This window comes from Haliscomenobacter sp. (genome assembly GCF_965225875.1).
Lineage (GTDB): Bacteria > Bacteroidota > Bacteroidia > Chitinophagales > Saprospiraceae > Haliscomenobacter.
This window is the reverse complement of the sequence record NZ_CBDDBS010000002.1, coordinates 2,674,456-2,698,086: the sequence shown is the minus strand read 5'-3', so window position 1 is coordinate 2,698,086 and position 23,631 is coordinate 2,674,456. Positions and strand designations below refer to the sequence as shown.

At 47.2% G+C, this 23,631-nt stretch carries 21 protein-coding genes; 9 read left to right on the top strand and 12 right to left on the bottom strand.

What is annotated here, in order from left to right; genetic code table 11:
* Positions 1-124 precede the first annotated feature (124 nt).
* On the bottom strand, positions 125-565 hold the full coding sequence (gene rpiB, locus ACO08K_RS13410; RefSeq protein ID WP_421796914.1) for a ribose 5-phosphate isomerase B: 441 nt from the start codon (positions 563-565) through the stop codon (positions 125-127).
* Positions 566-764: 199 nt separating this feature from the next.
* On the opposite strand from rpiB, the gene ACO08K_RS13405 reads away from it, so the two are divergent.
* Entirely contained in the window at positions 765-1,415 is a 651-nt protein-coding gene (locus ACO08K_RS13405; RefSeq protein WP_421796913.1) for a phosphoribosylanthranilate isomerase, read from the top strand.
* 3 nt (positions 1,416-1,418) lie between these two features.
* Here ACO08K_RS13405 and ACO08K_RS13400 read toward each other — a convergent pair whose 3' ends face one another.
* Positions 1,419-1,784, bottom strand: a complete 366-nt coding sequence (locus ACO08K_RS13400) for a hypothetical protein (RefSeq protein WP_421796912.1) — start codon at positions 1,782-1,784, stop codon at positions 1,419-1,421.
* A 413-nt stretch (positions 1,785-2,197) separates the two neighbouring features.
* Between ACO08K_RS13400 and ACO08K_RS13395 the strand changes: the two genes are divergently transcribed.
* The gene (locus ACO08K_RS13395) at positions 2,198-3,217 is read left to right on the top strand and encodes an aldo/keto reductase (RefSeq protein ID WP_421796911.1); all 1,020 of its coding nucleotides are present in this window, start codon (positions 2,198-2,200) and stop codon (positions 3,215-3,217) included.
* Between the two features lie 93 nt (positions 3,218-3,310).
* Here ACO08K_RS13395 and ACO08K_RS13390 read toward each other — a convergent pair whose 3' ends face one another.
* The 4 genes from ACO08K_RS13390 to ACO08K_RS13375 form a co-directional block, all read right to left on the bottom strand.
* Positions 3,311-4,477, bottom strand: a complete 1,167-nt coding sequence (locus ACO08K_RS13390) for a site-2 protease family protein (RefSeq protein ID WP_421796910.1) — start codon at positions 4,475-4,477, stop codon at positions 3,311-3,313.
* A 3-nt stretch (positions 4,478-4,480) separates the two neighbouring features.
* The gene (locus ACO08K_RS13385; protein WP_421796909.1) at positions 4,481-5,110 is read right to left on the bottom strand and encodes a DUF4230 domain-containing protein; all 630 of its coding nucleotides are present in this window, start codon (positions 5,108-5,110) and stop codon (positions 4,481-4,483) included.
* Positions 5,111-5,167: 57 nt separating this feature from the next.
* A complete protein-coding gene (locus tag ACO08K_RS13380) occupies positions 5,168-6,070 on the bottom strand; it encodes a DUF3108 domain-containing protein (RefSeq protein WP_421796908.1) in 903 nt (300 codons plus the stop codon).
* 175 nt (positions 6,071-6,245) lie between these two features.
* Positions 6,246-7,241 carry a lysylphosphatidylglycerol synthase domain-containing protein gene (locus tag ACO08K_RS13375; protein ID WP_421796907.1) on the bottom strand — a complete coding sequence of 332 codons (996 nt, stop codon included), beginning with the start codon at positions 7,239-7,241 and terminating at the stop codon, positions 6,246-6,248.
* A gap of 67 nt (positions 7,242-7,308) precedes the next feature.
* Between ACO08K_RS13375 and ruvC the strand changes: the two genes are divergently transcribed.
* The 3 genes from ruvC (at position 7,309) to ACO08K_RS13360 (ending at position 11,562) form a co-directional block, all read left to right on the top strand.
* Entirely contained in the window at positions 7,309-7,881 is a 573-nt protein-coding gene (ruvC, locus tag ACO08K_RS13370) for a crossover junction endodeoxyribonuclease RuvC (protein WP_421796906.1), read from the top strand.
* Positions 7,882-8,524: 643 nt separating this feature from the next.
* Complete coding sequence (locus ACO08K_RS13365) at positions 8,525-8,869, top strand: PadR family transcriptional regulator (RefSeq protein WP_421796905.1); 345 nt, start codon at positions 8,525-8,527, stop codon at positions 8,867-8,869.
* Positions 8,866-11,562: an FtsX-like permease family protein gene (locus ACO08K_RS13360; RefSeq protein ID WP_421796904.1), complete on the top strand. Its 2,697-nt coding sequence runs from the start codon at positions 8,866-8,868 to the stop codon at positions 11,560-11,562. The genes ACO08K_RS13365 and ACO08K_RS13360 overlap by 4 nt, the downstream gene beginning before the upstream one ends.
* Before the next feature lie 36 nt (positions 11,563-11,598).
* Here ACO08K_RS13360 and ACO08K_RS13355 read toward each other — a convergent pair whose 3' ends face one another.
* Entirely contained in the window at positions 11,599-13,284 is a 1,686-nt protein-coding gene (locus ACO08K_RS13355) for a hypothetical protein (protein ID WP_421796903.1), read from the bottom strand.
* A gap of 61 nt (positions 13,285-13,345) precedes the next feature.
* The gene (locus ACO08K_RS13350; protein ID WP_421796902.1) at positions 13,346-14,659 is read right to left on the bottom strand and encodes a hemolysin family protein; all 1,314 of its coding nucleotides are present in this window, start codon (positions 14,657-14,659) and stop codon (positions 13,346-13,348) included.
* 277 nt (positions 14,660-14,936) lie between these two features.
* Here ACO08K_RS13350 and ACO08K_RS13345 point away from each other — a divergent pair, with 277 nt between their 5' ends.
* The 3 genes from ACO08K_RS13345 (at position 14,937) to ACO08K_RS13335 (ending at position 18,298) form a co-directional block, all read left to right on the top strand.
* Positions 14,937-15,362, top strand: a complete 426-nt coding sequence (locus ACO08K_RS13345) for a hypothetical protein (protein WP_421796901.1) — start codon at positions 14,937-14,939, stop codon at positions 15,360-15,362.
* Positions 15,363-15,500: 138 nt separating this feature from the next.
* Entirely contained in the window at positions 15,501-17,555 is a 2,055-nt protein-coding gene (locus ACO08K_RS13340) for a tetratricopeptide repeat protein (protein ID WP_421796900.1), read from the top strand.
* 95 nt (positions 17,556-17,650) lie between these two features.
* Positions 17,651-18,298: a carboxypeptidase-like regulatory domain-containing protein gene (locus ACO08K_RS13335; protein WP_320032692.1), complete on the top strand. Its 648-nt coding sequence runs from the start codon at positions 17,651-17,653 to the stop codon at positions 18,296-18,298.
* A 77-nt stretch (positions 18,299-18,375) separates the two neighbouring features.
* Here the strand turns inward: ACO08K_RS13335 and ACO08K_RS13330 are convergent, their stop codons facing one another.
* Positions 18,376-18,678 carry a DUF4286 family protein gene (locus ACO08K_RS13330; protein WP_421796899.1) on the bottom strand — a complete coding sequence of 101 codons (303 nt, stop codon included), beginning with the start codon at positions 18,676-18,678 and terminating at the stop codon, positions 18,376-18,378.
* A gap of 96 nt (positions 18,679-18,774) precedes the next feature.
* Between ACO08K_RS13330 and ACO08K_RS13325 the strand changes: the two genes are divergently transcribed.
* A complete protein-coding gene (locus ACO08K_RS13325) occupies positions 18,775-20,910 on the top strand; it encodes an endo-1,4-beta-xylanase (protein WP_421796898.1) in 2,136 nt (711 codons plus the stop codon).
* A 57-nt stretch (positions 20,911-20,967) separates the two neighbouring features.
* Here the strand turns inward: ACO08K_RS13325 and ACO08K_RS13320 are convergent, their stop codons facing one another.
* From ACO08K_RS13320 to ACO08K_RS13310, 3 genes are all read right to left on the bottom strand, one after another.
* Positions 20,968-21,600 (bottom strand): hypothetical protein, encoded by a 633-nt coding sequence (locus ACO08K_RS13320; protein WP_421796897.1) that lies wholly within the window; start codon positions 21,598-21,600, stop codon positions 20,968-20,970.
* 127 nt (positions 21,601-21,727) lie between these two features.
* Positions 21,728-22,321, bottom strand: a complete 594-nt coding sequence (locus ACO08K_RS13315) for a C40 family peptidase (protein WP_421796896.1) — start codon at positions 22,319-22,321, stop codon at positions 21,728-21,730.
* 126 nt (positions 22,322-22,447) lie between these two features.
* Entirely contained in the window at positions 22,448-23,551 is a 1,104-nt protein-coding gene (locus tag ACO08K_RS13310) for a DegT/DnrJ/EryC1/StrS family aminotransferase (protein WP_421796895.1), read from the bottom strand.
* Positions 23,552-23,631: the final 80 nt, after the last annotated feature.

Genomic DNA, 23,631 nt, shown 5'->3' with positions numbered 1-23,631 from the left:
ATAAAAAACAAGTGTTCATTTTGCCCCACTGCTTATACGTTGCACTTTGCCCTTCTTGTGGGGCAAAGTGCAACGCATTTATAGACTATCCTTTTCTGCTGTTTGAACTCGGCAGAAGAACCATCTAAACACAAGCTATTTTTCCTACCCGCGTAGCATGTCGGCCCCCTTCAAATTCCGCATGTAAAAAGGCATTTACTATCGCTTCCGCCTGATTTGGCGTGATGAAACGTACTGGAAGGCACACAATGTTGGCATCATTGTGCTGGCGCGCCAGGGCGGCAATTTCTTCCGTCCAGCACAAGGCTGCTCTTATACCCTGGTGTTTGTTCGCAGTAATGGCGACCCCATTGCCACTGCCACAGAGCAAGACGCCCATATCAGCCGTACCATTTTCCACATCATTGGCCACGGGATGTACAAAGTCTGGATAATCAACCGAATCCAACGAGTTGGTACCATGGTCAATGACCTTGATGTCTTTGGCGATCAACAGCTTTTTGATCAGGTCTTTAAAAGGAAACCCGGCGTGATCACAGCCGATGGCAATGGTTTTTGTGTTCATGTTGCATTGTCTTTAGGTACAAATTAACGCAGAAAAATTAACTTCCCGATTTGGGTTTTGAATAGGAAGTCGAATGCTTCATTTCGAGTGAGCTTCCTATTCAAAAGCCTCTAAAAAAATCGGGAAGTAATTTTTTGCGCCATACAAAGGTAAACCGAAAGCCATTTTTTCAACTATCTTCGCCGCCAAATTTGTCAACATGTCGGCCATCAAAATCAAGGCGGGATCGATTACCAACCTCACCGATGCGCGTTATTTTTCAGCCTGGGAAGTGGAATGGCTGGGCTTCAACCTGAGTCAAGGTGAAGAAAATGCCATTAGCCCCTTACAGGTGGCAGCCATGCGGGAATGGGTAGAAGGGCCAAAAATTGTGGGCGAATTTAGCCTGAGCAGCAAGGAAGATATTTTGCACCAGGCGGCGGAGTTGCAGCTGGACGCAGTGCAGGTAGGCATGTTTACCGATTTGACTACGGTGATGGATTTGTCCAACGAACTACCCGTGATCAAGGAAATCGTGATCGAAAAATCGAGCAGCGCGGGAGACATTGAGTTCATGTTGAGCCATTTTTCGCCGCATGCCAGTTGTTTTTTGCTCAATTTTGACAAAGGTGGGTTTACTTGGGCTGAGGTCCAAAAAGGGGAAATGTTGAGTCCAGAAATCTTGCGCGATTTTTGCCAGCGTTACCCAATCTTGTTGGGGATTGGCGTTCAGGCCAGCGAAGTCAAAGAAATGCTGGACTACCTACAACCCGCCGGACTTAACTTATTAGGCGGAGAAGAAGAAAAAACTGGGATAAAGTCTTTTGATGATGTAGATGATATTTTTGAACAACTGTCTTTGGGATCATAAAAGTCAATAGTTGTAGTCGATTGTCCCCGCGGGATTGATTGAGTGATCGATTACCATGTCCATGACTTCATCTTCGCTATAGCCAGAATTACCTACCTCTGGGCTGAAATTTGTGGAAGCCGCATCCGCCGCACCTGCATTTTCAGCAATGGCGGCCAAAATCAACAGCAATAAAGCCGCAGCCTGCTCATCGGTAATTTCCCCCAATTCCTGTTTTTCAGCCAATTTTTGCTTGATGGCTGCCACTTGAGCGTCTTCAGGGCTGAGCTGGGTGCTGTTTTCCGTGTTGGTAGAATAAGTGCCAGATAAATCACAGCTGTTGAAAAAACAAAGGGCGAACAAGGCGGCGAAGATGATCAGGTTTTTCATGGCTTTGGTTTTTAAGTGGATCAAGATGCGTTTGATGATACAAAGTAAGGCCATCCTGAACTGTCAAAAACCATCCCTTCGAGGGGTTTGTGAAATATCCTCATTTATGGGGAGAAGAACGCTACTGGACATTTTTGTTTTTCAGACACGGAGGACATGAATAGCCCCAGGCTTCAGCCTGGGGTGATGGAGCCCCCTTTTGATTCGGCTTTAGCCACAGCCTTGATTTTTAAGTTAGGGCTAAAGCCCAAATCAGAGGGTATTATGACAACCCCAGGCTGAAGCCTGGGGCTATTCATGTCCTCCGAGCAAAATGTCAGTAGTGTGGGGAGAAGAGTACTGATTGTTCAACTTTTCTACAGCTATGAGGGTTTTATTAGATCATCTTCCTGATTTTTTAGAATACAAGCATCATGAAATACAAACTACTAGGTCGCAGCGGCCTGCGCGTTTCCGAACTTTGCCTCGGCACCATGGGCTTTGGCCAGGAGTGGAAATGGGGCGCTGATTACGATACCTCCAAACAAATCTTCGATACCTATGCCAACGCAGGTGGCAATTTTGTGGATACCGCCAACCGATACACCGAAGGCACCTCTGAAAAATGGCTGGGTGAATTCATTGCCGATAACCGCGACCACTTTGTGGTGGCTACCAAATACTCTTTGCGCGATGGTACCGGGGATCCCAATTTTGCAGGCAACTCCCGCAAGAACATGATGCGCTCCGTAGAGGGTAGCCTCAAACGTTTGAATACGGAGTTCATCGACCTGCTCTGGGTACACGCCTGGGACGGCCTGACCCCGGTAGAGGAAGTCATGCGTGGCCTGGATGACCTGGTGGCCCAGGGCAAAGTGCACTACATCGGCATTTCTGACACGCCTGCCTGGATTGTATCCCAGGCCAATACGCTGGCTGAATGGCGGGGTTGGTCCAAATTTGTAGCCTTGCAGGTGGAGTACAGCTTGCTGCAACGTACCCCTGAGCGCGACTTGTTGCCAATGGCCAATGCTTTTGGAATGGCCGTTACCCCTTGGGCGCCTTTGGCAGGTGGAGCATTGACCGGGAAATACTTGCGGGGCGAACAAGGCCGCCTACCCGAAGCCAGTGCACGGCGGGCCGATTATGCCAACCGCATCGCTCAGGAAGTTGTAGATGCTGCGGAAAAATTAGGTGCATCGCCTGCGCAAGTCGCCATTCGATGGACGATGGAGCAGGGGAAAGCGGTGATTCCTATCGTGGGGGCCACCAAAGCAGCCCAACTGGAAGATTGCCTCGGGGCAGCAAACCTGGAATTGACTGATGAGATCATGGCTCATTTGAATGAATTGAGCCGGATTGAGTTGGGATTCCCCCACGATTTTTTGCGGCAACCTGGAGTGATTGATGTCTTGTATGGTGGGGCAGAAACGTATGCGAAAATACAAGGATAACCTGTACGGGCGACCCTATGTGGTCGCCCCTATTGTACGGGCGACCCTATGTAGGATCGCCCCTATTGGATTGGCGACCACATAGGGTCGCCTCTACGGGGTTTTACCGAACCATTTCCGGTCCTTCATCCTCTTCTTCAAATCCTGAGCAAACTGATGTTCATCCAGTACCCCGACCAGCCGATTCCAGGGGTTGTAAACGGGCATGGCACCGGCGTCTGAAACCTGTAGAACACCAAAGGCGCTACGCAAATTTTCAGCACTGACCAAAGGATAAATATCCGACAACATGTATTTGCTTACAGTCGCCTGCAAATCTTTCTTTTTACGGGCATCCAGCAACTTGAACTCCGGCAATACGCCCATCAGGTTTTGCCATTGATCAAAGACCAAAAAATTTCTTTCCAAACCAAGGGCGTAAACCTTCAAAACGTCCTCGATGCTGTCGTCGAGGTAAATCCGGGAAAAGTTACCCCGCATCAGTTCATTCACTTTGATCTTACTGACCATGTCCTCCATTCGCACAGAACGGTATTCGTTTTCAGCAGTAAACAAGATAAACAAGCCAATCAGGACGTACATGGGATTGATTGGCCCGGCAGCCCAGATACCCTGAACGCCCCAAGTGATCATCCCTAGTGCCATTAACTGACCAATTCGCGCTGCAATCAGAGTGGCGTTCAGGCGCCCCAATCCGATAGAGAGTAAAGCCCGTAAAATTCTTCCCCCGTCCATCGGGAAAGCAGGGATAAGGTTGAAAGTGGCTAAAATGACATTTAGCCAGGCCATGAAAAAGATGAAACGATCCAGATTGGTGTAGGTGTCGAGAAAAAAATTGCCTTTGGCAAAGACGACACCATTCATGATTTCCCAACGTTGATCGGGGGTGAATCTGAACAAATAAAGACTAAAAAGTATAGCGAGGGCAACATTGACCAGGGGCCCGGCAATTGCCACCCAAAACTCATGCGCGGGTTTTTCGGGCAAATGATCCAAACGGGCAACTCCACCTATGGGCAATAGAATGATGTCCCGAGTATTGACCCCATACAGTCGGGCGGTAAGTGCGTGCCCAAACTCGTGTAAAACCACTAAAAAAAACAGCACCAGCACAAAAATTCCCGACCATAACATGGCCATTTTGTCCCAGTCGGTATCGAATCCAGCGTAGAGAACATAACCCAATACCAGCACAAAAAAACTCCAATGTACCCGCACTGGTATGTTGAAAAAGCGGGCAACCCGAAACGCTCCAGTCATAGTTTAATCGATTGGTTTAGCCGCCGGAGTCTCCACCTTCGGTTTTGGAACTGCAGACTCTTGCTGGACTGTCCAGCCCGCGCTTTCGCCAATGAATTGGATCAAGTCAATGATTTCAATGCCTTGTGCACGAGCCTGTTTAATCAAATCGCTTTCCTTCGCTTTTTGTTCAATCAAGTCGCGGGCTTTTTTATTGAGTTTGTTGTAGTCTTCGGGGGTGAAGGTATTGAAGGAACTCTCCGAAATGTCGTAATAATCGATGCTGTGATCGATGGAAATGATTTCGGGTTCTTTGGGAATGTTGCGGATGGTGATGGTTTTGGTGGCGGTATCTGCCTTAATGTCTAGGCCCTCCAGGTTGTAGCCCACTGATACCCGCGCTTTTACCCGCAACAGGGCTTTCTTCCTAAAGATCCACCAGTCGTAGCGCCAGTAGTCCTTGTGGCTGTACAATTCAGTGAAATAGCCTTCTACCGTGACCAGTTTGGCTACGGTTTGCATTTTTTCCAGTAGTACCGAAGCTTCCGCTTGGGTGACTACGTGTTCTTTGGGTTTAAAAACAGCTCTCGCAATCCAAAACCCGGCAGCAAAAACCACAATTAGTCCCAAAACAAGCAACAAGCGACGCAGCATAGTGTATTTTTTATTCCAAAGGTAAACAATGCTCAGGAACGGAAACAAAATCGGCTTTTATTTCTCTTCATCTTCAGGGCTGATTTCTTCACCGTCGTTTTTATCCTTCACTTTGGAACTAACCGGATAACGAACTCCCTTGTAACTTTTCAGGATCACCTTCACAGACCCAATTGAAATAGGCGACTCGATCATCAAAGGCAAACGGTTTTTGTCATCAGTTGCCCAGATGGTCAGGTTGGAACTTTCTTTAAAAATGTAGCCTTTGATCACCTCCGGGTTAATGGCTACGGTATTGAAATGCCCCAGGCCCCGAATTTTTTTATTGGCAAATTTACCTTTGTAATTCACCTTCAAGGGCCAGGTTTTTTTATCGATAAAAATTTTGATGGGGAAGTCTTGCCCTGGCTTCATTTGTTCATAATTGAGGTTGCGGGCGCAATACACCATCGACAAAATATCGTGGATGCAAGAATCTGTGTCGTATTCTGTGACTTGGGCAACATCCTTGGTTTTGCCACGCAGGGATTTTACCTTGCCATTTTCCCGATCAAAAGACAAACGATCGTACAAGGTGTATTTGCCCTCGTTTACTTCACGTACCGAAGTAATGGGCAGCAGGGTCTTTTTGTCCACATAGGCATCATACTTGTCGCGCACCTTGAAAAAGGCATCGTAACCCTTGTACGTGCCACCATGTGCCGAAAAATGGTAGCGGTCACCCATGTCTTCCACCTTAAAAGTCACCTCGCCAGCCGACATCCAGATGAAATTCCAGTTGTAAAAAACCTTGTAGACCATTTCTTCCCCATGCTTGAACACTTGGTTGTCCATGTCACATTGATCCCCTCCATACATGGGGATGTGGTTGGGTACACTTTCGGACTGCGGGCTGCGGAAGGCGCTCAAGCCCAGCAAGAGAGGAACGGCAGCAATTTTCATCATCCTGGAGAGAAACATAGACTTATCGTTTTGATTTAAGTGCATGATAAAATGGGCGCAACGCACTGTAGAGACGCACGGCCGTGCGTCTCTACAACCCGGCATCATCCGTCATTTTTTGCTTTGCCCAAATTTTGTCAATCACTCTTTTAATTTCATTTAAACAGCAAAAACCGGATTCAAGGTTCGATTTTTACCATTTTTTGACGATGTAAAACAAACCAAGTAACGCCGGGAAGGCTAAATTTAGTACGAACAAGGTATAAGAGGCCGCCAGAATGCTCAGGGCATTGGCCCCCCAAATGCCCCAAATCAGCAGCGCAATTTCACCCCTGGCCAACAAAGCCAGCACCGGCGGCAACGGGATCGCGGTCTGTAGCAAATAAATGCTGCCAACCCCGGCCAGCGCCGCATCCAGAGGCAAATCAATGCCATAAAAACGCAAAATGGCGTAATACTGGATGCAGTACAAGCCATAGCGCAGCCAGGCAAAACCAAAACCAGACGCAAAAGTGCGCCAGCTGTAGCGCTCCGTGATCTCCAGGCCCTGTTGTAGGGGCATTTGTAAAAATTTGAAAAAGCCCTGCCAGGCTCCAGCCCTGATCCGGTCCGCATAATGATGCAACAATTGGGGAATCACCACTACGCCCAATAAGAGCAGGCCTACAAATAGTACGATGATGAAGCTTAAAAAAAGCCCGGTCTGCTCAATAGGCGAATTTTTGGTGTAATACCCCAGCCACAACAAAGACGGGAAACCCATTCCCAACAACACCAAAAACTGGCAATAATTGCTGGCGATGGTCGCCAACATAATTTGGGCTTTTTGCCCCTTTGGAGCCACCAACCAGCGCCCCAGATAATCTCCACTGCGGTTGGGAAGGAGCATTGATGCAGCTACTCCAGCTAAAACGGCATGCCAACTTTGGCTGAAAGGCATCCCACTCCAGGGTTGGGTGAATACCCTCCACTTGAAGGTTTCGAGCAGCCAGTTAAACGGCATTAAAAAGCAACACAAAAGCAGATAGACCAAGGCAGTTCCCGATAGGCTTTGGCGAAAAAGCCCCCAAAGTTCGTCAAAGTTGTTGCGGCGAAAAAGTTCGGTGTACAAACCCCATATGATCGCCAATGCCAGTAAATAGCGGAACAAAACCCAGAATGGCGAAGTATTACGAGTGTTCTTGAACAAAACAAAGAGTTTTAATTAATTTGCATTAGCGTAAAAATAGTTCTACTTTGCAGCAAAATCAGCAAGGGTGGCAGAAAAATTGGAAACTTACCGCATTTTGGGCGTCGATCCAGGCACGAACATCTTAGGTTACGCCATTCTGGAGGTCAAGGGAGACGTGCTGCTCCCGGTGGACATTGGAGTGGTTTACCTCAAACAGTTTGAAGACCATCCCCAAAAACTCCAGCGCATATTTGAACGCATCACCAGCATCATTTCCCAATATGGCCCCCGCTACCTGGCCATTGAAGCGCCTTTTTTTGGCAAAAACCCCCAGTCCATGCTCAAATTGGGCCGTGCACAAGGGGTGGCCATGGCAGCGGCCATCACCAAAGGTTTGGAAATCACGGAATACTCGCCTAAAAAAATCAAACAATCCGTTACAGGAAATGGCAACGCAGCCAAAGAACAGGTAGCCGCCATGTTGCAAAACACCCTGAAAGTAAACCTCGACGGGCAGTACCTGGATGCGACGGATGCACTCGCTGCAGCGGTTTGCCATTATTATCAGTCGCGCTCGCCCTTTGGCGGTGCCGGGAAAAAATACAATGATTGGGGAGCGTTTTTAAAAGAGAATCCTGAAAGGGGGAAAGGGAAATAAGGCTAAGCCTACACTAATGGATATTTTTGTTTTTCAGACGTGGAGGACATGAATAGCCCCTGGCTTATGCAATTTTTGGAAATAAACGACCTTTTGTAGCTGCTAGCTTTTCTCAATTTCTGGCTCATTTAGAGACACTTTATTCTAAAAACTTCATCAGCTTGGAAGATAATCGAAAACCTCCAGGCTTTAGCCTGAATAATGATTGAATAGCCCCTGGCTTTAGCCTGGGGTTGGCGTAATGCCCCCCGATCTGGGCTTTAGCCCAATATTCATAAGGTGTTCAAAGAGTTGGGCTAAAGCCCAAAAGAGAGCGATTACCGTAATCCCCAGGCTGAAGCCTGGGGCTATTCAATCGCCTTGCAGGCTGAAGCCTGGAGGTTTCAAATTGTTTGATCTATGGAACCTTGAATTGATGCGCCTTCTTTAGCCAGCGGCTATTCATGTCCTCCGAGCAAAATGGCCAGTAGTGTGGCCCACCCCTGCCAAATCACCCCCGCAAGCGATTTCGTCCATTCCCGCACAAGCTACTGTCCACATTCGGTCAAATTAAAATTGCTTACACGCCTATTTGCCTCACTATTAGCAGCTTGATTTTTTGGCATGTCATTTGTTCTACAAAAGTTGATATAATGATGAAATCATGCGAAGAACTTATCTGGGAGAATTTGAAGAGATCGTTTTGCTGACTGTTGCCGTGTTGGGTGAAGGGGCGTACGGCGTTTCTATTAACAATGAACTCGACGAACAATCGGGACGCAGCGTCAGTTTGAGCGCAGTGCACGCCGCCTTACATCGACTGGAAGAAAAAGGCATGTTGAGTTCCTACCTCGGCGATGCAACAGCTGAAAGGGGAGGCCGGCGCAAACGCCTTTTTTCCGTCACTGCCCAGGGCAGTCAAACCCTGCACGAAATCCGTTCGGTGCGCGAGCGTTTGTGGAGTTCAATTCCGCCCAATTCCTTGCCTTCAATTGCCTTTGACCTATGAGTGCAAAAATTCCTGAACCACCCCGGTGGGCCGACCGGCTATTGGAGTTTTTTTGTGCGCCCCACCTGCTCGAAGAAATCCAGGGGGACTTGTACGAACGATTCCAACGGCAGGTGCAGTTATTTGGATTGCGCAGTGCCCGGCAACAGTACATCTGGTCCGTACTGAGTTTCCTCAAACCCTTCGCCCTCAAACGAAAACCCCAACCTTATTCTAACACACCCTTATTTCATCCGGCTATGTTGCAAAATCAATTAAAAATCGCTTGGCGCAAGCTTTGGAACCACAAAGCTACCGCCGCCATCAATCTACTTGGTCTCACCCTGGGCATTAGCGCATGTTTGGTATTGGGAGTGATCATTCATTTTGAACTGAGTTTTGATCGTTTTCACCCCGATCAGGAGCGCATTTATCGCGTGGTGGGGCAAGCTAAATTTGGCAAGGAGAACACCTTTAACCCCATCGGTTTTGTACCTCGGGCCGTACCTGCCAGCCTACGCGAAGAAGTGAAGGATTTAGAAACTGTTGCTTCTTTTCACAACCTGGAAAGCAATGTTGTAGTGCTCCAGCAAGGGAAAGCCGATAAAGTTTTCCCCGGACGGGACATGGATAAAGACCCCGCCCAAATCATTGTTGCCGAACAAAGCTATTTCAACATCTTCAAATACCATTGGCTGGCAGGTGATCCCGAAGGGGCTTTGAACGAGCCTTATCGGGTAGTCTTGACTGAACCCAAGGCTCGGTTTTACTTTGGAACAGGCGACCCCCAGTCTTTTATTGGCCGCGAACTCATTTACCGGGATTCCATTCGTACGACCGTGAGTGGCATCATTGCGCCCTGGACGGAACGCACGGATTTGGGCTTTACGGACTTTATCTCTGCACCGACCATCCGGGCCAGTCGATTGAAAAACGAAATCAATCTGGACGAGTGGAATGACATTTGGTCGGCTTCGCAACTGTTTGTCAAACTTGCCCCCAAAACCCCTGAAGCGCAAATAAGCGCCCAGCTCAGCGCTTTTGGCAAACGCCATTTTGGCCCCAAAGCAGGAACTGGCGATTTTGTAGTGGATTTGCAACTGCAGCCCTTGTCTGACCTGCATTTCAATCCTGCTTTTATGGACAATTATTCCCGAAAGGCCCACTTGCCCACTTTGTATGGCTTGGCAGGAGTGGCTCTGTTCATCCTGATCATTGCTGCCATCAACTTCATCAATTTGTCTACAGCTCAGGCCAGCCAGCGCTCGCGGGAAGTAGGGATGCGCAAGGTTTTGGGCAGTAGCCGATGGAGTTTAATTGGGCAATTTATGAGTGAAACCTTGATTTTGACCTTGATCGCTTTGGTTGTGGCCTTAATCATGGCCAACCCCATTTTGCACATTTTTCAATCCTTTATTCCTGCGGGTATTCATTTTACCCTTTTTAACCCGACGGTCCTGTTGTACTTGTTGGGCATTACCCTGGTTACAGTTTTTTTGGCGGGTTTTTATCCGGCCATCATTTTATCGGCTTATCGCCCGGCCATTGCCCTGAAAGGAGCTACAGCATTGGCTGGTTCTTCGAGGAGTTTTCTGCGCAGGGGGCTTATCGTTTTCCAGTTTACCGTGTCCCTGATTTTCATCATTGGAACCCTGATGGTGGGGCGGCAGTTGAACTTTATGCGCAACAAAGATTTGGGTTTTTCGACCGATCAGATCATTACGCTCAACACGCCGAGAGGCGAAAAAAGTTTGGTGTTGGCCGAAAAAGTGCGCCAAATTGCTGGGGTAAAGCAAGTGGCTACGCAGTGGGCGGCACCCTTGAGTCAGAACTATGCCTTGACCAAACTTACCTACAATCGAGAAGGGAAAAAAGAAATTGAAGTATCCGCCAAAATTGGAGATGCCAATTTCATTCCCATGTACCAACTCAAACTGATGGCAGGCCGCAATTACTACCCCAGTGATACGCTCAGGGAATTGGTGATCAACCAAAGTTTGGCCAAAATGATGGGCTTTAAACAGGAGGCTGAAGCAATCGGGCAATTGCTCAATCTTAATGGCCGGGATTACCCGGTGGTTGGCGTGGTGGCCGATTTTCATGAAAATACCATGCACCAGCGGATCAAGCCCACTTTCATTGCCTATATTCCCAATATGTCGGGTGGTTTGGGTATCAAACTAAGTGTGGCAGGGCAAAATATGAGCGACCTCCAGGCTACGCTGTCCAAAATTCAAAGCACCTGGAACGCGGTTTACCCAGATGATAAGAAATTTGAATACACTTTTTTAGACCATGCCATTGATCAACTCTATAGCCGTGAGCAAAAACTGGCAACCCTGGTCAATACCGCAGCGGCCATTGCAGTGTTAATTTCTTGCTTGGGCCTGCTGGGCCTAGCCACCTTTACCGCCGAACAACGCACCAAGGAAATTGGGGTACGCAAGGTGTTAGGTGCCAGTATCAGCAGCATTGTCTTGATGCTTTCGCGGGATTTTGTGCTTTTGGTGGGTATTGCCATTCTTATTGGCAGCCCAATTGCCTGGTGGGGTTTGCGCAAATGGTTGGACAATTTTGCGTACCGGGTCCAGTTGGAATGGTGGGTCTTCGCCCTGGCGGGAGTCATGGCTGTGGGGATCGCGCTGTTGACAGTGAGTTTTCAGAGTTTGAAAGCGGCCATCCGAAACCCGGTGGAGAGTTTGAAGGGAGAATAGGTCTGAACGAAGGAATAAGTAGCAACCCGTTGCTGCTTATTCTTTCGTTTCAATAAAATGGTCGAGGAGATCCAGTTTTTCAGAATCGGTTTCTTCAAACAAGTCTACCTCATCTGCAAAAGCAAAATAGTCAGCTCCAAAACTGTAGCCAATCAGCAGTAAAAAAAGCAAACTATATGCTCCTGGTTGAAAGCTGACACCTAACAAATTAACGATAATTGGGATCAGCAAAGGTAACGTAATGAGCAAAACATGGATCAATTGCCCAAATATATTGCGGGAAATCAATTTCCGACTCGTTTCCATCGCCTCCCACAACCTCATGTGGTAAAAGATCATCAGCGCGGGTGCCCAACGCCAGGCCATACTCAAATAAATCAAAGGCACCAGCAATAAAAATGACCAATAGGGATAGGCCTCATGCCCAATCAGGTCGAAGCGAAACAGGTTGCGCCCTACCGTAAATAAAAAAGGTAAAAACAAGATGAAGTTGACCAAAAACTGGATCAGACTAAACAGGCCAATGGTTTGTACAAATTCAAAGGCGGCAAAATAAGTGCCGATTCCCTTTTTGTGCCCCCTTTCCAAAGAAGCTCCGGCGACAAAATAGCCGGCAATGAGTTGGTTTGCCAGCAACATATTGGCAATAATGCCGACCGACCCAACCAAACGAGTAAGCAAAAGGGTGAAGAGCACGACAAAGGTATAAGGGATAAAATTCCCGATGTCGTCGGAAAATAGCCGAAAAGATTTGCCGAAATAGCCTTTGATGTCCAAACGAGACTTCCGGTTGAGCAATAATTCAAACTTTGTTCTGACCTCTTTTTCATCTGGTACATGCCAAAGGTCATCTTCTGTATCGATCACACTGTTTTCGGAAGCAACTGCCCGAGGTGCTTCTACTGGCAGTTGGGCTATTGGGGGGACTGATTTTTCAGGGATTAATGCAGCGGCAGTAGGTTCGGGCTGTGCTTCTGGCTCGGAGTCTTCCGTTGTCGAAACCTTTTCCTGTGCTTCTTCCGTAATTTGGGCAAAGGACGCATAATCGATACAGGCTGTTACGCCTACCAAAAAGAGGCTCAACACGTAAAATAGATACATGGAGAAATGAGCACCAATAATTGCCAGCACAATGGTAAACAGAAAGTGCAAAAACCAACGTGGTTTAACCAGCTTCCAACTCATGATCAAGGCCTCAGGAATGCTCATTTTGGAAAAAAGATACAGCATGGGCGCCCAGCGAAAAAAGCTGTAAAAAAAGACCACGGGTAACAACAATGGATAAGCCCCCAGGGTGAGGTACAAGGCGATTAAAAAACGGGTATAAGTCCAGTCAACCAAATGTACACCCGGCTCAAAGTAGAGAAAAGGAATACTCAGAATGCCGCAGCCTAATAGGATGATTCCACCAATAACCAACAAACCCGGCGCATGGTAATAACCCGCAAAAAACCGACTGAAGGGGACGTCTTCATCCTGATCAATATCGCGGGCTACAATGTAATAGCCGGACAAGAATGAAGGCAAAACGACCAACAGGTAATAAATGGCTTCCTGGGCAAAGGTTCGAACCAATAAAAAGAGCAGCAAATGGATCAAGGTATACCCTACAAACTGGCCTGCCTCACGGCCAAACAGGTGTAGGCCATGGCCAAAATAGCCACTAAAATTGAAAGGGTATTTTGTAGTGCTGATTGTCTGGAGCTTAGACTTATTGAGCATTTTTAGAGGATTTGGGCGCAAAGATAATGTTTGAAAACAAATTATCCGCTTATACCTGCCCTTATTCGTCCCCTTCCCTCGAAGGCACATCCAAAACCAACATCTCGATAACCGATGGGCTGTTCTGAACCATATCGATGATCCGCACCTGATAAGGATGAATGATCAATTCTTGTCCTTCTTCTGGTAATTCTTCACTGTGTTCCATGATCAAACCCGCCAGGGTGATGTAAGATTCACTTTCAGGTAGGGGGGTAGGTAGAAATGCATTGATTTCATCCAATGGATGTTGCGCCTGGATGCGAAAAATTTTATCGGATACTTTTTCCACAATGGGCATTTCGGTATCCGTTTCATCCTGAATGTCGCCCACCAGTTCTTCAATGATGTCTTCCAACGTCACCAAACCCACCATTCCACCAAATTCATTGACTACGATGGCCATCTGGTTTTTTTGCTCCTGAAACTGGCGGAGCACCTGGCTGATTTTTTTGCTGGATGATATGAACAACAATTCACGGATCATGCTGCGAAAATCGACCTGACGGTGTTGACTGCGCAAAGTGGCCAATAGGTCTTTGGTCAAAATGAAGCCAATGATGTTGTCCATGCTGCCTTCATACACTGGGTACCGCGAATACCCTTCCTGGATCGCATAGTCAATTGCCTCATCGATGGGCATGGCTACATTGATGGCCGCGATTTGGTTGCGGGGTTTGAGCACCTGTCTTACCGTACGATCATCAAAGTCAAACACATTTTGAATCAACTCACGTTCGGAGGCACGAATGGCCCCCCCCTCTGCACTCTCGGCAATGATGAGTTTGAGCTCGTCTTCTGAGTGGATTTCCGCGTGCGGAACTGGCTGAATGCCAATCAGTCGCAGAATAAAATTAGCCAAGCCATTGAGGATGTAAATGAAGGGGCGAAACACAAAGTAAAAAACCTTGAGCGGTACCGAAGTATACAGCGTGGTGGAAGTTGGGAAACGAATAGCCAGCGATTTGGGGGCCAATTCTCCAAAAACAATGTGCAACACCGTGATGACACTAAAGGCAATGGGCAGTGCTATGCGGTGTGCCAGGGCTTCATCTACTTGTATTCGAAGGCCTTCCATGGCGGCCAAAATCAATTTTGTCATAACATCTTCGCCAATCCAGCCCAAACCCAAACTGGCCAACGTGATGCCCAATTGGGTTGCTGCCAGATAACCATCCAGGTTGCTGACTACACTTTCCGCAATCCGCCCAGTAAAACTGTTTGCTGCCTTGACTTGAATTTGTGAGATGCGGACTTTGACGATGGCAAATTCCGCCGCAACGAAGAATCCGTTTAATAAAACTAAAAAAAGTGTGAGTAATATCTCAGGCCCCATTTTGATCGTTATAACAAGGCAAAGCAGCCAGACTCATCGGATGATTTTAGTGTGAGCTGTGCTATTGCTACTTTCCTTGAGATGATTTAGCCACAAAATTAGGGATATTCTTACAACTTTGTGATATTGTTTTCATTCAATAAAAAAATGAATGGCTTTTTGGGCTGATAACTGCTCTGCAAGGTGCTCAAAAAATCATGGTAAAATAATTGCGTTAAAATAAAGATGAAGCATAATTAGGTCCTTGAAAATGAGGTTTCAAAGCTAAATCCTCATCATGAAACCCTTGGTTTTAACACTTACCCTGGTTTGCTTTTTAAGCATTAACCAAAACTTATTGGCGAGCATTGCCTGCTCTACTAAGATCGAACACCGTGTTTTTCAGCTAAAAAAGAACCGTGACCGACCCAAACTGAAGACTTATCACCGCCCGGTCAAGGTGTTTGCCCCCATCACAATTGGGCGTGAAAGCGTCTGGACGGTATTCACCCTGGTATTGATTCTCGCAGGATACACGGGCCTTATTTTTCTCACGCGCAATGGTCAGACTCAATTTATGGCCATAATATTGGCTTTTCTATTGTTGATAGAAATTTCTATTGTGTTGTTGCATCCGATCATTTGGTTGATTCGCTGGATTCGGCTACTGTTTTGGCAGATGGCCTGGCGGAGGCGTTACCGGGCTTGTCCGGGGCAATATTGATGCCGCTGTCTTTTTCACGCAATGCTGAATTCAAGAACAGTTTCCAAAAGATTTACACTTTTGGAAAGCTTGTGCGCACAGCATTTTGTGTGCGACGCAATATTCTCTAACTTCGGGCATTCAAAATTAATTGTAGCCATGAGCAAAGCGCCCAAAGGAAGGAAAAATACAGATGGTAAAAATAGCCCGAATAAAAATACGCCCAAGGCTTCACCGAGTTCCAGTGCTGTACCTACGGTAGAAGATCCAGGCAATCCACCCCTTCAGCTGCATTTGATCATCCTGATGGTGTTGAGTATTTTGCTCTATGCGAATACTTTAGGGCACCAATTTGCGCTTGATGACGCGATTGTCATTACCGAAAACATGCACGTCCAAAAGGGTTGGGCGGGGTTAGCGGATATTTTTAACAAAGATACCTTCCATGGTTTTTTCAAAACGGATAAGCAAGGTTTGTTGGAAGGAGGGCGTTATCGCCCCTTTACGCTGGCGATGTTTGCAGTGGAGTTAAGCATTTTTGGCAAAGCTGCCTTTTGGGGGCATTTATTCAATGTATTGTGGTATGGATTGACGGGTCTGGTGTTTTATCTGCTGGCGAGTGGTTTGTTTGCTTACCGTTGGAACAAAACCTTGAGCTCCTGGTTGGCGTTTGCCGCAGCCATACTTTTTGTAGCGCATCCCTTGCATACCGAGGCTGTAGCCAACATCAAAGGACGGGATGAAATTATGGCTTTATTGGGCAGTTTGGCCGCTTTGTATTTTTCCTTGCGTAGTTTTCGATCCGGCAACCTGGGCTGGGAAGCACTGGCCGCAGTATCTTTTTTGATTGGTATTTTTTCCAAAGAAAACGCCATTACCTTTTTAGCAGTTGTGCCGCTCACCTATTGGTTTTTTACCAATGCATCAATAGCTCAAATCCTGCGGAGGACTGCTCCTTTTTTAGCGATCGCCATCCTGTTTTTGATTGTACGTTCCAGCGTTTTGCCCAATGCCCAAATTGGCACTGCATCCAATGAACTGATGAACAACCCTTTCCTCAAACTGGAGGGCAACCAATACGTTCCATTCACCGGGGCGGAACGGCAAGCTACGGTGTTTTATACCCTGGGTAAATACATCCAGTTGTTTTTGTTCCCCTACCCATTGACCCACGATTATTACCCCAACCACATTCCCCGCATGAGCTGGGGGCAACCGGGGGCACTACTGAGCTTTTTGCTGTATTTAGGCATGGGAATAGTAGGTGTGATGGGCTTGCGCAAAAAATCACCAGTTGCCTATGGGCTACTGTTCTACCTGGCCACCCTTTCCATCGTTTCAAACGTTTGGCTGGTAGTGGGTACCAATATGTCGGAGCGTCTGATTTTTATGCCTTCGGTGGGGTTGTGTTTTGCACTGGTGGCCATTCTGGCCAATGTCTTGTACGGAAAATCGGCTCAAACGCAGCGCCCTCAAACCCTCTTGATGGGGATTGGTGCGGTAGCCCTGGTTTTTGGCGGATTGACGATTGCTCGAAACCCTGCCTGGAAGAACAACCTGACGCTCTTTCGAACTGACGCTAAAACCTCAGTGAACAGCGCCAAAGTGCACAATGCCCTGGGTGGACAATTGATTTCGGATGCGGAAAAAATGAAGGACGACTCACTGGGGCGCATTGCCTTGCTGCAAGAGGCAGAGACCCATTTGTTGCAGGCGGTGCAAATCCATCCGGGCTACAAAGACGGTTTTTTCCTACTGGGCACTTGTTACTTGCATTTGGAAAAATATGCCGATGCGGTCAAATACCTCAATGCTTCTTATGGCCTCAACAATAGTGACGCAAACACCAAAAATAATCTGGCTGTTGCTTACCGCCTGTTGGGACAAGAGGAAGGGGAAAAACGGGGCAACCTGGCACAAGCGCTACAATACCTGCAACAATCCTTGGCTTTGAACCCCAACGATTATGCGACAGTTCGTTTGTTGGGTGTAGCCAACAGTTTTGGCGGAAATCAACAAGCTGCTCTGCCTTATTTTGAAAAAGCCAGAGACCTGGCCCCGAAAAGTGCCGATGCCTGGTTTGAGTTACAAATGGCCTATCAAAAAGTAGGCGACCTGGACAAAGCCCAACAAGCCCTGGCTCAAGCGCAACGAATTGATCCTGAGATCGCCCAGAAATTTGCTCAAAAGGGGGCAAATCCAGCGAATAAATAGGCCATAAATGGACAATCGTTGGAAAAATTGTAAATTAGCAGAGTCTTAACAAACCTTTCCAGCTTTGGCGAGGTCTTAATAGAAAATCGTTCAGAATGATGATAAAGCGCATCTGGTGGATATTGTTTTTGGTTGGCATCACCAGCCTGGGGGCTGAATTGCAGGCGCAACGGGATTCCAATTTGGTTCAGTTTTCAGGTTTGGTTCTGGACGGAAGCAATGATCAGCTCATCCCTGTCCCCTATACCAACGTGTTTATCAAAGGAAAAAATCGGGGTACATACTCCGACCTCAAAGGCTTTTTCTCCATTGTGGTAGAAAAAGGTGACGTGATTCGTTTTTCCACGGTGGGCTATGAAACGGTAGAATACAAAATCCCTAAAGATCTAAAAGACGATCGTTATTCTTTGGTGCAGCTCATGACCCAGGATGTAGTCAACCTGCCCGAAACGGTGATCTTCCCCTGGCCAAGCCGCGATCACTTCCGCCTGGAATTCCTGGCCATGGATGTCACGCCGGAGCTGCAAAAACGCGCCGCTGAAAACATCGCTAAAGAATCTTTGAAAAAAGCCGAGGTAGGTACCCGCTTCGACGGCGACGAAAATGCCGACTTCTACCTGCGCCGTCAGGCCAGCAATTACTACTATTATGGGCAAGCGCCCCCGATGAATATCTTCAACCCTATCGCCTGGGGCAAGTTCTTTAAGGCCTGGAAAGATGGGGACTTTAAGAAGAAAGAGTAAATCGTAAAGATGAGAGATGAAAGATGAAAGATTTGGGCTACCACTTTCATCTCTCATCCCTCATCTCTCATCTCTCATCAAACGATTTCCATCAGCGTCCGAAACGCCACATACCGATCCCGATACCGCTCCATGTGTTTGCGCTGAAATAGTGCAGCATCCTCCTGCTGATAGCGCCGAAAAGTTTCCATATCCGGACTGTAGTATTGAATGGCGTAGGTAACTCCGCCGTCCTCATCGTCGTGCAAGAGGCGACAAATGCGGTGCTCACTGAATTTGCCCGTAGCCATAATTTCTGGCACTTGTACGGTTTTCATCCACTCCAGCCATTCCTCGTGGATGCTTCCTTCAATTTTTATGGTTTCGTTGTACAGAATCATGGTATTTCCTTCGATTGACTACTTTTAAGGAAAAAGAAAAGCTCGTAAATTGAACGAACCTATCTCTTCTCAAAACCTGGAAACAAGTAGTCTATTATGAAAAAACTAGTTTTATTCCTTCTTGCCGGCTTGCACTTGGTTCAACTTTCTGCACAAAGTGCCTATTACACCAATTTGCAATCCCAATTGAGCAGCAAATATAACCTTTCAGGAGGGCTTTGGTTGCTTCCTGCCGATGAAAATCAAGCGCTCAATTCAATGGGCGGATATGGCGGAACCTTTAGCAGCAATACCACCATCACAGGGCAAAGCTTCACCCGTTTCCGGCAGATGACCATCAGTTCCCCGGGAACCGAACCCTGGAGCAGCGGGATCAGTTGCAGTAACACCCAGGCCATCACCAAAGGTTCAATTTGCTTGATGGTGATTTGGGTACGCTCAGCAGGTGCGGGAAAAGCCAAAGTCAATTTATTCCTGGAACGTGCCAATACGTATGAGAAAGAAATTTTCCTCACTACAGAAATTGGCTCGGAGTGGCAGCAGTTTGTTGCTCCTTTTAATGCCGATTTTGACTATGCAGCGAAGCAACTCAACTTCGGTTTCCATACTGGGTTCAAAGCCCAAAGCATCCAGATTGCCGGAATTGCCTTGATCGATTTTAAAAACCAATACACCATTGATCGTTTTCCCGTTGAGTTGCACCAAAACTACGCAGGTTCTGAAGCCAATGCCGCCTGGCGGAGTGAAGCGGATCAACGAATAGAGCAAATCCGCAAGGCCAATTTTACGGTGAATGTGAAGAAGGCCAACGGAGATCCTGTAGCAGGCGCTACGGTAAAAATGGAAATGCTGGAGCACGAATTCAAATTTGGCTCGGCCATCACCGCCAACCGCATTGCCGGAAACAAACAACAGGACAATACCTACCAGCAAAAGATCTTCGACTTTGACGGCAAAGGCCACGGGTTCAACGAGGTGGTTTTTGAAAACGACATGAAATGGGATGCCTGGGAGGAAAAATGGTTTGTTAGCAATGCCGATGTGGCCAAAGCGACTACCTGGTTAAACGATCGTGGGGTGGCGGTACGGGGGCATAATTTGGTCTGGCCCGCCTGGCAATACTTGCCCGATGACATGGAAAAGAACAAAACCAATCCAGCGTACCTGAAGCAACGCATCAATAGCCGCCTGACCGAAATTTTGAATTATCCTGGCATCAAGGGAGTAGTGAAGGAATGGGACGTACTCAATGAAATCACGATCAATGAAGAGTTAGCCAAAGCCCTGGCGGGTAGTCCGGGGTATGTTACTGGCCGGGAAATTTATGTCGATATCCTGAAAAAAGTAAAAGAAATAGACCCTTCCATCAAAATGTACCTCAACGATTACACCACCATAGACCAAGGCAATTTGCCCGGAAGCGTGGTGTATGAACGCACCAAACAGTACTTAAAGGAAATTCAAAATGCGGGCATCAAAATTGACGGTATTGGTTTTCAGGGGCACATCAGTTCAGGTTTGGTTTCGCTATACGATGTCAAAACTACGCTGGACGATTTTTACAATACCTTCGGTGCTCGCGCCAAAATCACGGAGTACGATTATGGCAATCTGGTGAGCGACAGCCTCGCCGCCCGCTTTACCGCCGATTTTTTGACGATGTGCTTTAGCCACCCTTCTGTAGACGGGTTCTTGAGTTGGGGCTTTTGGCAAGGTGCACATTGGCTAGGTAATGGCCCTTATTACCGTCTGGATTGGTCGATGCGCCCGGCGGGCAAGGCGGTTTCCGATTTGTTGTTCAACAAATGGTGGACCAATACCAGCACCAGCACGAATGCCAGCGGAGTTGCACAAATACGGGGCTTCAAAGGAAAATACCGGGTTACGGTGAGCCTCAATGGTAAAGTGGGCTATGTGGACACCCTGAGTTTGACCGAAAACACCAACATTGCCGTCAGCCTTTCTACCTCGGTGGGGGTGAATGACCTGAGCAGCAACAAATTCAAATTGCAATTTAAAAATCCAATGGAACGAGGCGCTTCGGTAACAATTAACTGTTCAGAAGCCCCCCTTCAAGCCCAGGTCATTGGAATGGATGGACGCGTTTTGCAACAAGTGAATCAACTGGGGTTGAAGTTCAATCTGACTACACCAGATACGCCCGGGCTTTACCTTTTGAGAATGAAACTAGCTAATGGTGAGCTTTGGACGGAAAAATTGTTGGTGCAATAGTTTTAAGTGCCCGATCATAAGTGCCATTTATGATCGGGCATTTATCCTTATTGATGTTTACAAAATATTGTCAAACTCATCATGATCCATGCTATCTTCCAATTTGTTGATGGTCGGTTGTAAAATCCAGATGCCAATGGGGAAAAACCATACCAGAAAAAACTCGCCGACAAAGTCGCTGAATTTAACCTTTCTTTGTAATTCAGCGGTTTTGATGGTTTTGGCTACAAAATAAATGCAGTAGAAAATACAAAAAATGGAAAGAAAATGGAACGGTAGAATTACCGCGATAATGGCAGGATTGATAGTAGGCTCCTCTCCGGGAACAAATGAGGAAATCTGACTAACAACCCCAAGGACAAAAATGGAAACGACAGTAATATATAGTGCAGGGAGGAATAAAAACACTTTGAACAGCTTGGTGGATTGTTTTAACCCATCCGGTAATTTGTTTTGCAAACCAACTCCCACTGACCAGTACCAGACCCAATACACGATCATACTAATTATGGCGAATCCCATAAAGTATTTGAGCGATCCAAAAATAACCATGGGATCAGGATCTGCTGTGCCTATCTGATTGAAGGTAGAGACAATTTGGTAAACCATATAAAGATAAATCAGGAAAGGCAATCCAAAAATTAGAATAAACAATTGCCAGTGTTTGGCCCTTAAAATGGTACTTATCATTGTTTTATGGTTTGAGGTGAATAGTAGTTTTGGCGTAAAAACAATGACAAGTTAAGGGGAATCAACATAAAATGCTGGTTCCAATAATTGGTAGGAATAACATTAAGGGAATTATTCGACTAGTTGTTTATTTCTTTGCCACTACGTCCTTTGCCGAATCGATATACGGTTTCCAGTACTTACTGGCAGTGATGTTGTCTACAATTACACCGCGTGAAGTAGTGCTGTGCACCACCTGGATGCCTTTGCTATCGTTGGAAACCACCAACGATACGTGAAAAATTGGCTCAGAAGCGCTACGGCGGAAAAAAATCAAATCCCCTGGTTTCACTTTGGCAACATCAACACTGGTGCCTTGAAGGGCCTGATCCCGGGAGCTGGCAGAAATTTTGATGCCATATTTGCTCATCACATAAGAAGTAAATCCAGAGCAGTCGAATCCGGTGCTTGGGCTTTTACCTGCGTATTGATAAGTAGCGCCCACTTGGTTTTGAGCAAAAGTGGTGATGTCTTTACGCAACAACATTTCTTTAGAGGAAACGGAGGGTGGAACCGGGCCGTAATTGGTACCCGGTTTTTCAACGGGGTCTTTGGGCCGATCTGTCGTCAAATCGCGCAGCACATTGCAGCGCACGGCCAACCATACCAAAAGCAGCAAAAACAACAAGCGTTTGGTCTTAAACATCCAGATTTGGAATTTGGTGGGTCGACGTGTGGCCATAAGGTTCTTTTTTGGATGAAATGTAAGGCTTGAACGAAAAGCATTACGCGAAGGTTACACCGCGCACTTGTTTTTAACATTATGGTAAAACTCCAGAAGCCAAATGATTATTTTTCAATTTAAAAATTAGCTGTAAAAACCCCGAATGGCCGCAGCAATAATTTCAATGTGCTCAACAGGCATACCCGGGTACAATGGCAAACTCAAACACTGTTGCGCGATGCTTTCTGCAATGGGAAACTGCCCTTTTTTATACCCCAAATCAGTATATGCGGCCTGCAAATGTGGCGGCAATGGATAATGAATCAAGGTGCCAATTCCGCGCTCCTGCAAATAAGCCTGCAAGTCATCCCGCCGCTCCGCCAATACCACAAACAAATGCCAAACCGAGCTGCAATCCATACCAAGGGCGGGCAAGCGTAAGGGGGCAACTCCCTGAAGTTGCTCCAGGTACAACTTGGCCAGTACCTCTCTTTCTGCGTTCCAGCTTGTCAAATGTGTCAATTTGATCCGTAAAATACCCGCTTGCAAGGCATCCAAACGCGAGTTTAGCCCCGGCATTTCATTGTAATACCGCTGCTTTGAACCATAATTGCGGTACATTTTGGCAAAATCGGCCAGGGTAGGGTCATTGGTCGTTACCGCCCCAGCGTCACCCAAGGCACCCAGATTTTTGGTGGGATAAAAACTCACCCCATTGATGTGGCCAAAACTTCCGGTCAATTTTCCCTGCCAGCAAGCCCCGTGTGCCTGGGCATTGTCTTCTACTACCGCCAAGTTATGACGGGTGGCCAGCTCCATGATTGGCCCCATTTCACAAGCTTGCCCGTAAAGGTGCACGGGCATAATGGCGCGGGCCCGGGGGGTGATGGCGGCCGCGATGCGCTGGGGGTCGATGTTCCAGGTACTGGGATTGGGTTCTACCGGAACTGGAGTAGCACCCACCTGCGAGACCCCCAACCAAGAGGCGATGTAAGTATTGGAGGGCACAATGACTTCGTCACCGGGCCCAATGTGCAGTGCTTTGAGCGCGATGTGCAATGCATCCAGGCCATTGGCAACCCCTACACAAAATCGCGTTTGATTGAAGGAGGCATAGGCTTCTTCAAATGCTTCCACCTCGGGTCCCAACACGTACCAATTGGAGTCGTAAAATTTCTGCCAGAAAGCCGCCAGTTCCATTTTTAAGGATTGGTGCATCGAAGCGGAGGAAAAAAAAGCAATTTGCATGGAGCTGTACGATTTTGGGATGAACAGGGAGTGCTTATTTCAAGGCAATTTACTTAACTTGTAGGCCAAATAAGGAACGG

Bases quoted from the DNA above. Each gene is read 5' to 3' on its own strand.
- ACO08K_RS13340 (WP_421796900.1), top strand. From the start codon at position 15,501: ATGAGCAAAGCGCCCAAAGGAAGGAAAAATACAGATGGTAAAAATAGC.
- ACO08K_RS13380 (WP_421796908.1), bottom strand. From the start codon at position 6,070: ATGTTTCTCTCCAGGATGATGAAAATTGCTGCCGTTCCTCTCTTGCTG.
- ACO08K_RS13400 (WP_421796912.1), bottom strand. From the start codon at position 1,784: ATGAAAAACCTGATCATCTTCGCCGCCTTGTTCGCCCTTTGTTTTTTC.
- ACO08K_RS13345 (WP_421796901.1), top strand. From the start codon at position 14,937: ATGAAACCCTTGGTTTTAACACTTACCCTGGTTTGCTTTTTAAGCATT.
- ACO08K_RS13385 (WP_421796909.1), bottom strand. From the start codon at position 5,110: ATGCTGCGTCGCTTGTTGCTTGTTTTGGGACTAATTGTGGTTTTTGCT.
- ACO08K_RS13315 (WP_421796896.1), bottom strand. From the start codon at position 22,321: ATGGCCACACGTCGACCCACCAAATTCCAAATCTGGATGTTTAAGACC.
- ACO08K_RS13350 (WP_421796902.1), bottom strand. From the start codon at position 14,659: ATGGGGCCTGAGATATTACTCACACTTTTTTTAGTTTTATTAAACGGA.
- ACO08K_RS13360 (WP_421796904.1), top strand. From the start codon at position 8,866: ATGAGTGCAAAAATTCCTGAACCACCCCGGTGGGCCGACCGGCTATTG.
- ACO08K_RS13390 (WP_421796910.1), bottom strand. From the start codon at position 4,477: ATGACTGGAGCGTTTCGGGTTGCCCGCTTTTTCAACATACCAGTGCGG.
- ACO08K_RS13395 (WP_421796911.1), top strand. From the start codon at position 2,198: ATGAAATACAAACTACTAGGTCGCAGCGGCCTGCGCGTTTCCGAACTT.
- ACO08K_RS13335 (WP_320032692.1), top strand. From the start codon at position 17,651: ATGATGATAAAGCGCATCTGGTGGATATTGTTTTTGGTTGGCATCACC.
- ACO08K_RS13320 (WP_421796897.1), bottom strand. From the start codon at position 21,600: ATGATAAGTACCATTTTAAGGGCCAAACACTGGCAATTGTTTATTCTA.
- ACO08K_RS13405 (WP_421796913.1), top strand. From the start codon at position 765: ATGTCGGCCATCAAAATCAAGGCGGGATCGATTACCAACCTCACCGAT.
- ACO08K_RS13310 (WP_421796895.1), bottom strand. From the start codon at position 23,551: ATGCAAATTGCTTTTTTTTCCTCCGCTTCGATGCACCAATCCTTAAAA.
- rpiB (WP_421796914.1), bottom strand. From the start codon at position 565: ATGAACACAAAAACCATTGCCATCGGCTGTGATCACGCCGGGTTTCCT.
- ACO08K_RS13325 (WP_421796898.1), top strand. From the start codon at position 18,775: ATGAAAAAACTAGTTTTATTCCTTCTTGCCGGCTTGCACTTGGTTCAA.
- ACO08K_RS13355 (WP_421796903.1), bottom strand. From the start codon at position 13,284: ATGCTCAATAAGTCTAAGCTCCAGACAATCAGCACTACAAAATACCCT.
- ACO08K_RS13365 (WP_421796905.1), top strand. From the start codon at position 8,525: ATGCGAAGAACTTATCTGGGAGAATTTGAAGAGATCGTTTTGCTGACT.
- ACO08K_RS13330 (WP_421796899.1), bottom strand. From the start codon at position 18,678: ATGATTCTGTACAACGAAACCATAAAAATTGAAGGAAGCATCCACGAG.